Below are 12752 nucleotides of genomic sequence, written 5' to 3'. Positions count from 1 at the left end.
TGATCCGCACCCGGAACGGGCTGTATGCAATCAAAAGGACCCCTCGATGCCATCCTCGAACTCACCCTTGCCAGCTTCAGAATCGCCGCCAGCTTCCGTTGCGCCAGAACAGATCAGCTCGGGCGGATGGTCGAGCCGCGAGCACCGGCGAAGCGTTCTGTGGATCGTTGCCCTGTCGACGGTCGCGATCATCTTCGACGGCTACGACCTCGTCGTTTACGGCACGGTGCTTCCTACGCTGCTGGCGGACTCTACGCAGCTCGGGGCGCTCGATCCGGCAACTGCGGGAGCGCTCGGCTCGTACGCACTCGTCGGCGTGCTCGTCGGTGCGTTGCTCGCCGGTGCGTTCGGAGATCGAATCGGTCGGCGCCGAACGATGCTCACGTGCATCGTGTGGTTTTCGGTCGGAATGGCCGCCACGGCGCTCGTGCCGAACATCGCCACATTCGGTGCGCTTCGGTTCCTGACCGGCATCGGTGTGGGTGGCCTCGTGGCCACCGTCGGCGCAATGATCGCGGAGTTCGCACCTGCGGGTAAGCGAAACCTGTTCAACGCCATCGTCTACAGCGGCATCCCGGCCGGTGGAGTACTGGCGTCGATCGCCGCCATCACCCTCGAAGACGCAATCGGGTGGCGTGGGTTGTTCTGGCTCGGCGCACTGCCGCTGGTGGTACTGCTGCCGTTGGCGGTCCTGCGTATGCCCGAGTCACCGCGGTGGCTACTTGCGCGCGGACGAGTGGCGGACGCAGAGTCGGTCTGTGCCCGAACCGGGATTCCGATGCCCGAGGAAGAGGCGAACGAGACTGGCAATCGTGTCGGGTTCGCGGCGTTGGCGCGCAAGCCATTGAGGCGACCGACCGCCCTCCTCGGACTCATGAGCTTTTCCGGACTCTTGCTGACCTACGGACTCAACACGTGGTTGCCTCAGATCATGTCCGAGGCGGGCTACAACGCCAAGGGATCACTGTCGTTCTTGCTGGTCCTCAACGGAGGTGCCATCGTCGGCGGCCTCCTCGCCTCGCGTGTTGCGGACCGAACCGGGCCGCAGAAGGTGATCACCGTGACGTTCGGCCTGGCTGCGCTATCGCTGATCGTGTTGACGGCGAACCTGCAGCTGGGGATTCTGCTGACCGCCGTGGCAGGCGCTGGAGTGGGCGCCATCGGAACTCAAGTTCTCATCTACGGCTTCGTGTCGAATTACTATCCCACCACTGCCCGGGCGGCAGGCGTGGCATGGTGCGCTGGGTTCGGCAGATTGGGTGGGATTTTCGGACCGTTGATCGGTGGCCTGTTGCTCGGTGCCGGCATCGCGTCGTCCACCGCGTTCTATCTGTTTGCCGGTGTGGCTCTGCTTGGCGCCCTGGTGACCACTACGGTCCCCAAGCGACGCGCGGCTCCCCAAGTCACTCCTCCAGCGGCTGCGTCGATGGCAGCGGTCGACCAACGCAGATGAGTACCACCGAAACCGCTGTGCTCCGAAGCGGAATCGAGCGTCCGACCGAGCGGCCCCCGCGCCTCCGCGAACTTCGCGCGGACTTCGGCGGCCGCTACCTCGGTGCCGGCGCCACCGGTGTTCTCTTCTCCGCGACCGGGCCGGTCGCCGTCATCATGGGCGCAGCCTCGGCCGGATCGCTGAGCGCCACCCAGACGGCCTCCTGGATCTTCGGAGTCTTCGTTCTCAACGGCCTGCTCACGATTGTCGCGTCGTGGGTGTATCGAATGCCGCTGGCGTTCTTCTGGACAATTCCGGGAACGGTGTTGGTCGGTCAGGCGCTACCGTCGCTCACCTGGCCAGAGGTCGTCGGCGCCTACATCGTGACCGGTGTGCTCATCGGGGTGCTGGGCGCGACCGGACTCGTAGCGCGAATCATGGCTGTATTGCCGCACCGGGTGGTCATGGCGATGGTGGCCGGGGCGTTCCTGTCGTTCGGAACCGACTTGATTCGCTCGGTGAGCGCCGACGTCGCGGTTGCGGGCACGATGGTCGTGGCCTGGGTGTTCGTCACCCGCTCGGACCGCCTGGGTCCCCGTGTGCCCGCTGTGCTCGTGGCGCTCGTCGCAGGGCTCCTCGCGTTGGTTGTCACCGGCGGGTTCGTCGAACTAGGTGCATCGGAATCGGCCCTGCCACTGCTGGGTCTCCCCGAACTCACCGCGCCCCAGTTCGGTTGGGGCGCGAGCGCGCAATTGGTGATTCCGCTGGCCATCACCGTCATCGCCGTCCAGAACGGACAGGGAGCTGCGGTGTTGAGCGCGGCCGGGCATCGGCCGCCGATCACCGCCGTCACGGTCCTGTGCGGGGTGTGGTCGGTGCTGGCAGCGCCGTTCGGGGCGTTATCCACGTGCCTCGCAGGACCGACGAATGCGTTGATCACTGCGGTAGGGGAGCGGCAACGGCAGTACATCTCGGGAATGACGTGCGGATTCCTCGCCGTCGTGGTGGGGATCGGGGCTCCGCTTCTGGTTCGCGGACTCGAGTCGGTTCCGAGCGCGTTCATCTCGGCCCTTGCCGGTCTGGCGATGCTCGAAGCGCTGCGCAACGCCTTCGTTGCTGCCTTCGGGCAATCCGCCCGCGAATCGCCCCCGTGTCGGTCTCCGCTGGGGCCGTTGGTGACTCTGCTCGTCACTATCTCGGGCGTTCATGCTGCCGGCCTCGGCGCGCCCTTCTGGGGTCTTGTCGCGGGCGTTGCGATCACCTGGCTGATGGACCGGCCGCACCGAAATCAAGACCGATAGCCCAGATCCGCACTGAGGCCGTTCGCGGCGTCGAGGACGTGGGGCAGTGCACCGGTACGGAACTGCTCCACCGTGTTTCGTGCAGTGGAGGTGGAGCAGGCCACGACACCGACGACCGATCCGACTGCGTCTCGAACGGGCGCGGCGACAGAGATGAGGCCCTGCTCCAGTTCCTCCGACGTCAGGGAGTACCCATGTTCGCGCACCGTCACCAACTCGTCGAGGAGCGTTTGCCTGTCGGTGATCGTGCCGGGCTCGAGCTTCTCGAAGTGGGTTGCGTCGAGGACATCGTCGACGACCTCGATCGGAGCCCAGGCGAGCAGCGCCCGGCCCATGGAGGTGGCGTACGCGGGGACACGGGTTCCGACGGACACATTGATCGACATGATTCGGCGGACCGGCACCCGAGCGGCGTAGACCACGTCCGCTCCGTCCAGCACGCCCAGGGACGCGGACTCGTCCGTTTTCTTGGCGAGTTCGACCAGTCGAGGCGTGGATGCGTCCAGCAGAGAATGGGTTTCGCTGTAGTGCTGACCGATGCTCAGCACGCGCGGTGTCAGAGACCAGCGACCGTTCACGCCCGTCACGTAGCCGAGTCGCTGCAGCGTCAACAAGATTCGTCGTACAGCCGGCCTGGACAGGCCGGTCGCACTTGCCAGCTCCGCCAACGTGGGATTCGGCGTCTGCGCGTCGAAAGCCAACAGCACCGCGAAACCCCGTTCGAGGCTCTGGATGTAGTCACGCTCGTTATCGCTCATAGGTTCCCAGTTCTCTTGTGTCGTGATGCGTGTTGACAACCCAGTGTGAGTCGAGGCACAGTGGAGGTACGCAGTGCGGATCGACTGTACGCATAGCGGTCACTCTGGTCAAGCCCCCGGATATCTCACCTTTCGCTTCATCCCTGAGGAGAACTCAATGACAACAGCAGCTCACACCGATGTCACCGCCTCGCCCACTGCGGTCGGTTCCGGTACCGCAGCAACCGACAAGTTCAAGAACGAGCGAGTCTGGGCCGATACGCCGCCTGAGCGCGTGGCCGCCATCGCGAAGGATGCTCTCGCCGCTCTGAACCAGGTGATCCTCGACCACGAGGTCACCTACCCGGAGTACCGCGTGCTCAAGCAGTGGCTCATCGATGTCGGTGAGGGTGGTGAATGGCCGCTCTTCCTGGACGTGTTCATCGAGCATTCCGTCGAGGAGGTGCTTGCCAAGAGCCGCAAGGGAACGAAGGGCAGCATCGAAGGCCCCTACTACATCCCCGGCGCCCCACAGCTTCCGTCCGTAGCAACACTGCCCATGCGCGACGAGGATCGGAAGGTCACTCCGCTCGTCTTCTCGGGTCAGGTCACCGACCTCGAAGGCAACGGACTCGCCGGTGCCCACGTCGAGATCTGGCACGCCGACGACGACGGCTACTACTCCCAGTTCGCGCCGCACCTGCCCGAATGGAATCTTCGCGGCGACATCGCCGTCGACGACAACGGCCACTACGAAATCACCACTATTCAGCCTGCGCCATACCAGATTCCGACAGATGGACCGACCGGCGCCTTCGTCGCTGCGCAGGCTGCCCACCCGTGGCGACCCGCGCATCTGCACTTGATCGTCTCGGCCCCCGGTAAATCTGCGGTGACCACCCAGCTCTACTTCCGGGGCGGAGAGTACGTCGACGACGACGTCGCGACAGCCACCAAGCCGGAACTGATCCTCGATCCAGTTGCAGGCGAAGACGGTAAGAACCACGTCACGTACGACTTCGTTCTCGACCCGGCCTGACCGCACAGAAGAAAGAACAGGAATTAACGCCGATGTCCGATCTGACGATCGATTCCGTCGCCACCACGATTCTCGACGTTCCCCTGGTGCGGCCACACAAGTTCGCCACGACGTCGATGACCGCACAGCCACTTCTTCTGGTTGAAGTACGGACGAGAGGCGGAGTGGTGGGGTTCGGCGAGGGTGTTGTACCCGGGGGACCCTGGTGGGGTGGTGAGTCGGTCGAGACGATGCAGGCCATCGTCGAGAAGTACATCAGCCCTGTACTACTCGGTCGGCGTGTCGACGACGTCACCGGAATCATGCGCGACATCGAGCGGGTCGTGGCAAACGCACGCTTCGCCAAGGCCTCCGTCGACGTGGCGTTGCACGATGCATGGGCGCGTTCACTCGGCGTTCCGGTGCACACTCTGCTCGGTGGTGCGTTCCGCACGAGTGTGGACGTGACATGGGCACTCGGCGCGGCCTCTGCCGAAGAGATCATCGACGAAGCGCAGCAAAAGCTCGACGCGAAGCTCAACTTCAGTTTCAAGTTGAAGATGGGCGCCCTCGATCCGGGCGAGGATACGGATCGTGTGGTCCGCATAGCTCGTGCGCTCGAGGGCAAAGCTGGAGTGCGCGTCGACATCAATGCACGATGGGACCGCCTGACAGCGCTGAAATTCCTACCCAGGCTCGCCGAGGGTGGCGTCGAGATGATCGAGCAGCCGACACCGGCCGACCAATTCGAGGTTCTGGCCGAACTCAATGCGCTGCTACCGGTTCCGGTCATGGCCGATGAGAGCGTGCAGACACCGCACGATGCGCTCGAGATCGTGCAGCGACGAGCCGCCGACATCATCGCGATCAAGACCACGAAGTGTGGCGGGTTGAAGAAGAGCGCGGAAATCGCCGCCATCGCCAAGGCAGCCGGAATCGCGTGTCATGGAGCGACGTCGATCGAAGGTCCGATCGGTACGGCGGCATCGATCCACTTCGCATGTTCGGAGCCGGCAATCGACTTCGGTTCCGAACTGTTCGGCCCGCTGCTGTTCGACGATGAACTCCTGCAAGTCCCGCTGCGGTACGAGAACGGTCAGGTCCACCTACCCGAAGGGCCGGGGCTCGGCGTCGAGCTGAACATGGATGCCGTCAAGACCTGGACACGAAACTGAAGGAACAACAACACCATGGCACTCTTCCACGTTCGTATGGACGTAGCGATACCGCACGATCTCGATCCCGACGTACGGGCCGATATCGTCGCTCGCGAAAAGGCGTACTCACAGCAACTGCAACGTGACGGCAAATGGCCCGAGATCTGGCGCGTTGTAGGTCAATTCAGCAATATCAGCATCTTCGATGTTCGCGATGCCGACGAGTTGCACGAAATTCTGTGGAACCTACCACTGTTTCCGTACATGACCATCGAGGTACTGCCACTCACACGGCACGCTTCCGACGTCAAGTAACGGCCCTTCGAGGCCCGAATTCGAGCGGGAGATTTCAGGGCATTATCTTGTCCAGGAATGGGTTTCGGAAAACTCGGTGTGGGTCGTATGCATCGAATGCCGCGGCCGCGGAGTCCCACTCGCGGTAGCGGGAGGGGAGGGTTTCGGTCAGGAAAGGGAGGTCGGCATGCGACCGGTCGTCTGTGAAGGCCCAGCCCTTGGAGTATTCCGGTCGCATCATCCCGAGTGATCCCGAATAGTGTTGGTGCATCCATTGTTCCATCTCACGGAAGAATGTATGCATGCCGGGAGTGCCCGGGATGGAGACGACGTTCATCCAGATCGCCGTGTCCCATTCCGGGTGCTCGACAATCGGCGACAGCGCCGAAATCGATGGTGAGCCGGCGCTGTCGACGTCGACATCGTAGTCCAATCCGCATAGCCGTACCTCGAACGGCCCGTTGACGGGATACTCGCCCAGCGAACTGTAGTAACCGAGTCGTTCCTCGAGCCAGGTCGTCATGTCGTGGATGATGGTGGCGACGTCTTTGCGGCGGGCGAGGACGACCCCGCCGCCCGCGGTAACGCGGAGCGTCGTCGCCCGAAGGTAGAAACGCGTGTTCTTCGATGTGCCCCAGATGTCTGCGGTACCGGTGAGCGCCAGACCTGCGGTGACTGCGCCGAGCTGGGAAGCCGAAAAGGCCGGCGTAGCGGCACCGATATGCGGCGCGGTGGAACCGAGCCCGTCGGTGATCAGTTCGGGAAGTGTGTCGGAGAAAGCGTAGTTGTAGGGCCCGGTCACTTCCCGCGATTCGATCGGGCGCTCCGGTTCGTCGGTCCACACCTTGAGCCATGGTGCGTCGGTGAACGGAAACCAGATTGCCTCGACGCTTCCCGACGCAGCAAGGAATCGTTCGAAGGTTCGGCCCGGTGCCCCCGCAGGCGCGAACAGCTCTCGCCAGCCGATGTCGAGGATGCTTTGGCACCGCACACTCCGGTCGACGCCTGCCTGGAGGGTGACGGAGGTGATGAACGTTCGTCCGAGGTGGGTGAGCAGTGGCAGGATGCCGGGATCGGATCGAGCGAAGGTACGGGTGGAGTACTCACCTGCGGACTCGTCCCACACGACTGCGGTGAGGGCGGTGACGAGATTGCTGACGGATCCGAAGCTGAGGCCGGGTTCGGCGGTCCGGCCCTCGGCTGGGGCGGTCGCGCCGTGTGCGTCGATGGCAAGTGCGCCGCCGATGGTGATGTCTCCGATGGCGGGGATGCTCGCCCAGCCCAACCCCTCGGCTTCGAGAGCAGTCAGTATGGCAAGCAGACTGGCGCCACCCTGCGCGGTCACCGTGGCCGGGGTTCCCGTCGGGTCGACGCTCACGCCGGTCAAGTGTTTGGTGGTATCGAGAAGGACGACTGCGTCGACGGGGTATCCGGGAACGACGGTCAGCGGACTCCACCCGTGCATCGAGCCGCGAGCCCGCAAGGTGTAGCCCTGCTCCGCAGCCCAGTTGGCCAACTTCACCACCTCGCGTTCGTCGCGCGGTGCGCAGGTCCAGACGCTGTCGAAAGCAATTTCCTTGGACCAGTTCTCGTAGCTCTGTTGATAGAGATCGATGCCGGAGGGGAATTCGGGTGGAACCGGCAGGGTGGCCTCGCCTGCGGGCACAGCCGCCGCCGGAACCCATTCGGAGAACCCGGTGACAGCAACGGCAGCGACTGCTGCCGCACCGAAGAAGCGGCGGCGTGACAGCGCCGCGGGTGCATTCCGTTCGACCACGTGTGAACCTCTCGAGTATTTCGATGCCAGTGGCATCACAATAGAACGAGCGGGTGACGAGGGTGGCGGATTCGACGAAATGGCCGGCCGGGGACGGTGGCACCGACGGTCGAAGTCGACCTTCTGAGGCCGACCGGGTAGTCGGTTGCCATACTGGATCCTCGCGTGCCTGCACCGCACGCTGAGCGAAACGTGGCTCGAAATTCACTGCACGGAGGAGAATCAATGTCTACGATCGCGTACGTCATAGCGGGCTCGGAGGCCACCGGAGGAGCCGGCCTGCAAGCCGACCTCAAGACGTTCGAGCGACTCGGTGTGTACGGCGTCGGGACCATAACGTGCATCGTCTCGTTCGACCCGAAGTCGAATTGGGGCCATCGCTTCGTTCCCGTGGCAAGCCAGGTCATCGCCGATCAAATCGAAGCCGCGACATCGGCGCACAGTCTCGATGTCGTCAAGATCGGCATGCTGGGGACTCCCGACACCGTCTCGACCGTCGCGAGTTCCCTTGCGCTGCAGCCGTGGCGTCATGTCGTCGTCGATCCCGTGCTGATCTGCAAAGGGCAGGAGCCGGGCGCTGCCCTCGACACGGACAATGCGCTGCGGACGGAGATACTGCCGTTGGCCACCGTCATCACGCCGAACCTGTTCGAAGCTCAGACCCTCTCGGGCATGGACACCCTGGACACCGTCGACGATCTGGGCGAGGCGGCGCGTAGGATTGCCGACCTCGGACCGAAGTACGTCGTCGTCAAGGGCGGCGTCGGTCTGGCCGGAGACGAAGCAATCGACGTCGTCTTCGACGGACAGGACGTGACCGTTCTGCGAGCACCGAAGATCGGTGACGAACGGGTCTCCGGTGCAGGCTGTGTGTTCGCCGCCGCGATCACGGCAGAACTCGCCAAGGGTGCGTCCGTGCTCGATGCAGTATCGACCGCCAAGGACTTCGCCCACGCCGGGATCGTGGGTCGGATCACGACGAACGCTCCCTTCACCGCCGTCGGTTGGCGCGATCGCGCCTGACGAGCGCGCATCAGTGCTGACTCGTTCCTATCCACTGGGTAGGAACATCGGTGCGATGTCCGCTAGTTCAAGTCCGCCGGGTTCGGCCCGACGCGGGTCGTTGGTCGTGGGGGTTTCGGCTGGGTGGGTTGATCAGCGGGACGGAACAGTTTGTGCCGCAGCTGCGCCGGACTTCTGCTGTCGGTTGTGTAGCGAGGTCGCGAACAACAGAACTGCCAGGCCGGCGGCGGTGATGACCGCTCCTGCCCAGATGGGGGAGGTGTAGCCGAGTCCGGCGGCGATGGTGATCCCGCCGATCCACGCGCCCAACGCGTTTCCGACATTGAATGCTGCGATGTTGGCGCCCGAGGCCAGCGTCGGCGCGGAGGAGGCGTAGTTCATGATGCGGGTTTGCAGAGCCGGTACCGTCGCAAATCCGAACGCACCCATGAGAACCAGCGAGAGAACGGTCATGATCTGACTGCTTGCGGTCGCGGCGAAGACGATCAGGACCACGGTCAGCATCGCCAGGATCGCGGTGAGCGAGGTGGTCAGAGCCCGGTCGGCGAGTTTGCCGCCGACGTAGTTCCCGGCGAACAGACCAGCACCGAACAACACAAGCAACCACGGAACTGTAGTGGAGGCGAAGCCCGAGACGTCGGTCAGTGTGTAGGCGATGTAGGTGAATGCACCGAACATGCCGCCGTAGCCGAGGATCGTGATCGCCATGGACAGCCAGACCTGAGTCGAGCGGAATGCGGTCATCTCGATACGGAGACCGGTCGCCGGGGCGTCGCCTTCTCTGGCCTTGGTGTCCGGCACGAGGGCGGCGATACCGATCAACGCGATGACACCGATGACGGTGATGGCCCAGAACGTCGATCTCCATCCGAACTGCTGTCCCAGAAAGGTTCCGAACGGTACGCCGAGCACGTTCGCCGAGGTCAGACCGGCGAACATCATGGCAATGGCGCCGGCGCGTTTGGCGGGGGCGACCATGTTCGACGCAACGACTGCTCCGATGCCGAAGAACGCGCCGTGGCACAGGGCCGCCAGGATCCTTCCCGCGAGCATCGCCTCATACGTGGGGGCGAGCGCCGACAGCATGTTGCCACCGATGAACAGAATCATCAGTGCCATGAGCACGCGTTTACGATCGAATCGGGTGACGGCCGCGGTCAGTGCGATTGCGCCGACCGCGACGGACAGCGCATAGCCCGAGATCAGGTAGCCGGCCACCGATTCGGTGACGTCGAACTCGGCCGCGACCTCGGGCAACAGGCCCATGATCACGAATTCCGTGAGTCCGATGCCGAAGCCGCCGACGGCCAAAGCGAGAAGTCCGATGGGCATTCTCAGTCCCTCCAGGAGATGTGTGCAAGTGTTTACCGAGCCGGTAGTACGCGTCTGCAGTAGTTGCATACGCTTGATAGATAGTTGCACACGCGCTCTAAGCGTGCAAGCTGCTAGTCTGTGAACGAGGCATTGTCGCGTTCGATGCGCGCAACACGGAGGTCAATATGGGCATTGCAGATGATGCAGTCGAGATTCGGTCGCAGGGATGGCGGACTCTCGCTGCACTACATGGCGTCCTCGACAACGAACTCGAACGTGCCCTGCAACGCGAACACAAATTATCGGTGGTCGAATACACCGTTCTCGACGCCTTGTCTCGACAGGACGGATGGCACATGCGCATGGCTCAGCTCGCGCGTGCCGCAGCCCTCAGTTCGAGTGCGACCACCCGGCTGGTCAACCGCCTGGAAGATCGGAAGCTATTGCGCCGCATCATCTGTGCGGATGATCGGCGGGGCATCTACACCGAGCTCACCGACGACGGCCGGGAGCTGTTGGACGCCGCTCGACCGACGCATGATTCCACGTTGGAAACGGCGCTGAACGAGGCGTGCGGAACGCCCGAGTTGGCGCCGTTGGTGGCAGCGCTCCACCAACTTCCGGCTTCGCCGATGTACAGCGGCGCTGGCTGAGATCGACGCGTCAGCGTTCGAGTCGCTGCCGGACTGTGGCGAGTCGCAGTTGAAGTTCCTGTTCGTCGATGACGCCGTGTGTCAACAGGGAATGTGCGAGGGCAACCAACTGATTCTCGGGGTAGGGGAGGTCCGAGTACGTCGACGCGGTGAGTAGGTCCTCTTCGTCACGGCGAGTCTTGAAGTCGGGGACCTTTGCGTCGCACGACGAACGGTCGAGGACATCGCAGAGGGCGTCCAAGCTCGTTTTCCACGGCGGAAGAGTGTTGCTCACCCCGTACTTGGCGGTCATCCGAGGCCACACGTGGTCGCGTTGGACGATCTCGCGCAACACGCTGACATCGGGCGGGGGCGCCGAGTTGCTCATGGGGGTGCTCACTTTGCCGCAGGGTGGATTGCCGGACGGGTATCGGTGATCACGTTGGTGGTCACGCCCGGCTTGGGGAGCGCGACGCCGATGAGGCAATCACGCGTGATGATCTCGGTCAATTGGTCCTCGTTCCACCCTTCGGTACCTTCCGGGCGCACCGGCATGACCATGAAGCGGTGCTTCTGATTCGAATCCTGCACTCTGACTTCGACTTCGGCGGGCAGGTAGAGGCCGAACTCGGCGAGGACCTGACGCGGCCAGCGGACGAGGCGTCGCCGATAATTGGGTGTGCGGTACCACTCGGGCGAGTTGCCGAGAATGGGTCGCGGATAGCACGAACAGAGTGCGCAGACGATGACGTGGTGGATCGTCTCGGTGTCCTTCAGTATTTCGAAAGCCGTGAAATCGCTGGGAGTGCCGAAACCGGTCGGTTCGAGCCAATCCACGCCGACTTCCTTGCTGGCCGACATCGGGTCGGAGAGTGCGAGCTGCTCGAACGAGGGATCGAGCCACGCCCTTGCGACCAGGCGCGCCGCTGGCGTGGGGCCGATCTGTTCGGCGAACTCGGTGAACAGACGGTGCTCCTCGGCGGTGAAGATGCCCTTCTCGATGCACAGTTCGCGGAGGGCGATCTCGAGTACTTCGAAATCGGTGACCTCGTCGATCATCGGTGCGACAGTCCGTGCGTGGTCGTGGTCGTGGTCGGACATCGAGCCTCCCGGGCGAGTGATGGGCGGACGCTCAGGCGGTGGCGCGCAGCCAGCGTTCCGGCAGTTCGGTTTGTAGGGTGTCTGAAGTAGTGCCGGTATAGCCGTGCCACAGCTGGGAAGGGTTGAATCGGACCACGTAGAACCACTCCGGGGTCGCGTCCGTGCGATCCCAGGTCTCGTCTTCCGGGGCGGGGCTCTCGTAGGCCACCGCAGCGATCTCGCCTGTCGCGCCTTGGACGTATTCCGGGGTACGGGTGTAGAAGAGCGCAGGAAAATCGTGAACGACGACCGCATCGCCGACGCCGAACTTCGGCGGGCCGGCGCGTCCCGCGAATACCTGCGGATCACCTTTCCCGACGGCGTGAACGTGGTGGGTGTTGCGTTTCACCTGCGAACCGTCGCCCTCGAACTTCGGGTGCGCCTCGGGTAGAGCGCCGTTCAGTCCGCCCTCGTATCGTTTCTTGACTTCTGTCAACCGCTCGCTCAGTTCGGCGGAACTGAGGTACTGCTTCTCGAGGAGTACGCGCGCGACGGCGAGAAGCCACCGCCCGTAGTAGGGCAACCCGAGGTAGACGGCCCGTCCGACGTCGACGTTGCCGATCCGCCTGCGTTCCTCGGACAGCCACACACCGCGCCATGCGAGTACCTCACAGATGACATAGGTCATGTGTTCCCAGTGTTCGTACTCTTTGTTCTCGTACTTCATGGGAGCGTCGGGCTCACCGCCGACGTCGTGTACCGGTTTCATGTATGCCGCGAATCGGGCGTGGTCCAGCAAATCGGGGGTTGGGGCGTCGGGCAGCTCGGGATACGCCGACTTCAAGCGGGCGACGAGATCGAGTTGTTCAGCGCGTACTGACGAATCGGTCATGAGACGAGGCTTTCGTGTTCCGGACGTGCTCGCTGTACAAGGAGACGCGACGACCGGTTCCGGCATCGAAAAGACCCACTCGAAAATTCGATGTC

Annotated in this window: 13 protein-coding genes; 7 read left to right on the top strand and 6 right to left on the bottom strand. The window is 63.5% G+C overall.

Going from position 1 to position 12752, the window contains the following annotated elements; genetic code table 11:
* The first annotated feature begins 112 nt into the window (after nucleotides 1-112).
* Together KVY23_RS04130 and KVY23_RS04125 are read left to right on the top strand one after the other, a co-directional pair.
* Nucleotides 113-1453 carry an aromatic acid/H+ symport family MFS transporter gene (locus KVY23_RS04130; RefSeq protein ID WP_230555505.1) on the top strand — a complete coding sequence of 447 codons (1341 nt, stop codon included), beginning with the start codon at nucleotides 113-115 and terminating at the stop codon, nucleotides 1451-1453.
* Nucleotides 1450-2733, top strand: a complete 1284-nt coding sequence (locus KVY23_RS04125; RefSeq protein ID WP_230555411.1) for a benzoate/H(+) symporter BenE family transporter — start codon at nucleotides 1450-1452, stop codon at nucleotides 2731-2733. The genes KVY23_RS04130 and KVY23_RS04125 overlap by 4 nt, the downstream gene beginning before the upstream one ends.
* Here the strand turns inward: KVY23_RS04125 and KVY23_RS04120 are convergent.
* The gene (locus KVY23_RS04120) at nucleotides 2721-3491 is read right to left on the bottom strand and encodes an IclR family transcriptional regulator C-terminal domain-containing protein (protein WP_075838235.1); all 771 of its coding nucleotides are present in this window, start codon (nucleotides 3489-3491) and stop codon (nucleotides 2721-2723) included. The genes KVY23_RS04125 and KVY23_RS04120 overlap by 13 nt on opposite strands.
* A 157-nt stretch (nucleotides 3492-3648) precedes the next feature.
* Between KVY23_RS04120 and catA the strand changes: the two genes are divergently transcribed.
* The 3 genes from catA to catC are packed head-to-tail and all read left to right on the top strand — an operon-like array spanning nucleotide 3649 to nucleotide 5960.
* A complete protein-coding gene (catA, locus tag KVY23_RS04115) occupies nucleotides 3649-4509 on the top strand; it encodes a catechol 1,2-dioxygenase (protein WP_230555410.1) in 861 nt (286 codons plus the stop codon).
* 32 nt (nucleotides 4510-4541) lie between these two features.
* A complete protein-coding gene (locus tag KVY23_RS04110) occupies nucleotides 4542-5663 on the top strand; it encodes a muconate/chloromuconate family cycloisomerase (RefSeq protein WP_230555409.1) in 1122 nt (373 codons plus the stop codon).
* Between the two features lie 15 nt (nucleotides 5664-5678).
* Entirely contained in the window at nucleotides 5679-5960 is a 282-nt protein-coding gene (catC, locus tag KVY23_RS04105) for a muconolactone Delta-isomerase (protein ID WP_230555408.1), read from the top strand.
* Between the two features lie 34 nt (nucleotides 5961-5994).
* Here catC and KVY23_RS04100 read toward each other — a convergent pair whose 3' ends face one another.
* Nucleotides 5995-7716 (bottom strand): cholesterol oxidase substrate-binding domain-containing protein, encoded by a 1722-nt coding sequence (locus KVY23_RS04100; RefSeq protein WP_230555407.1) that lies wholly within the window; start codon nucleotides 7714-7716, stop codon nucleotides 5995-5997.
* A gap of 225 nt (nucleotides 7717-7941) precedes the next feature.
* Here KVY23_RS04100 and thiD point away from each other — a divergent pair, with 225 nt between their 5' ends.
* Entirely contained in the window at nucleotides 7942-8739 is a 798-nt protein-coding gene (gene thiD / locus KVY23_RS04095; RefSeq protein WP_230555406.1) for a bifunctional hydroxymethylpyrimidine kinase/phosphomethylpyrimidine kinase, read from the top strand.
* 132 nt (nucleotides 8740-8871) lie between these two features.
* On the opposite strand, the gene KVY23_RS04090 is transcribed toward thiD, so the two are convergent.
* Complete coding sequence (locus KVY23_RS04090; RefSeq protein WP_230555405.1) at nucleotides 8872-10071, bottom strand: MFS transporter; 1200 nt, start codon at nucleotides 10069-10071, stop codon at nucleotides 8872-8874.
* 167 nt (nucleotides 10072-10238) lie between these two features.
* Between KVY23_RS04090 and KVY23_RS04085 the strand changes: the two genes are divergently transcribed.
* The gene (locus KVY23_RS04085) at nucleotides 10239-10706 is read left to right on the top strand and encodes a MarR family winged helix-turn-helix transcriptional regulator (protein WP_230555404.1); all 468 of its coding nucleotides are present in this window, start codon (nucleotides 10239-10241) and stop codon (nucleotides 10704-10706) included.
* Between the two features lie 10 nt (nucleotides 10707-10716).
* On the opposite strand, the gene KVY23_RS04080 is transcribed toward KVY23_RS04085, so the two are convergent.
* From KVY23_RS04080 to KVY23_RS04070, 3 genes are read right to left on the bottom strand one after another with little or no spacing between them, the layout of a single operon-like run.
* Nucleotides 10717-11073, bottom strand: a complete 357-nt coding sequence (locus tag KVY23_RS04080; protein ID WP_230555504.1) for a thiocyanate hydrolase — start codon at nucleotides 11071-11073, stop codon at nucleotides 10717-10719.
* A gap of 8 nt (nucleotides 11074-11081) precedes the next feature.
* Complete coding sequence (gene scnC, locus KVY23_RS04075; RefSeq protein WP_230555403.1) at nucleotides 11082-11786, bottom strand: thiocyanate hydrolase subunit gamma; 705 nt, start codon at nucleotides 11784-11786, stop codon at nucleotides 11082-11084.
* 31 nt (nucleotides 11787-11817) lie between these two features.
* Complete coding sequence (locus tag KVY23_RS04070) at nucleotides 11818-12657, bottom strand: SH3-like domain-containing protein (protein WP_230555402.1); 840 nt, start codon at nucleotides 12655-12657, stop codon at nucleotides 11818-11820.
* Nucleotides 12658-12752: the final 95 nt, after the last annotated feature.

The sequence above is a fragment of the Rhodococcus sp. I2R genome, from assembly GCF_020889545.1.
Lineage (GTDB): Bacteria > Actinomycetota > Actinomycetes > Mycobacteriales > Mycobacteriaceae > Rhodococcoides.
This window is presented reverse-complemented; position numbering and strand designations above follow the sequence as displayed.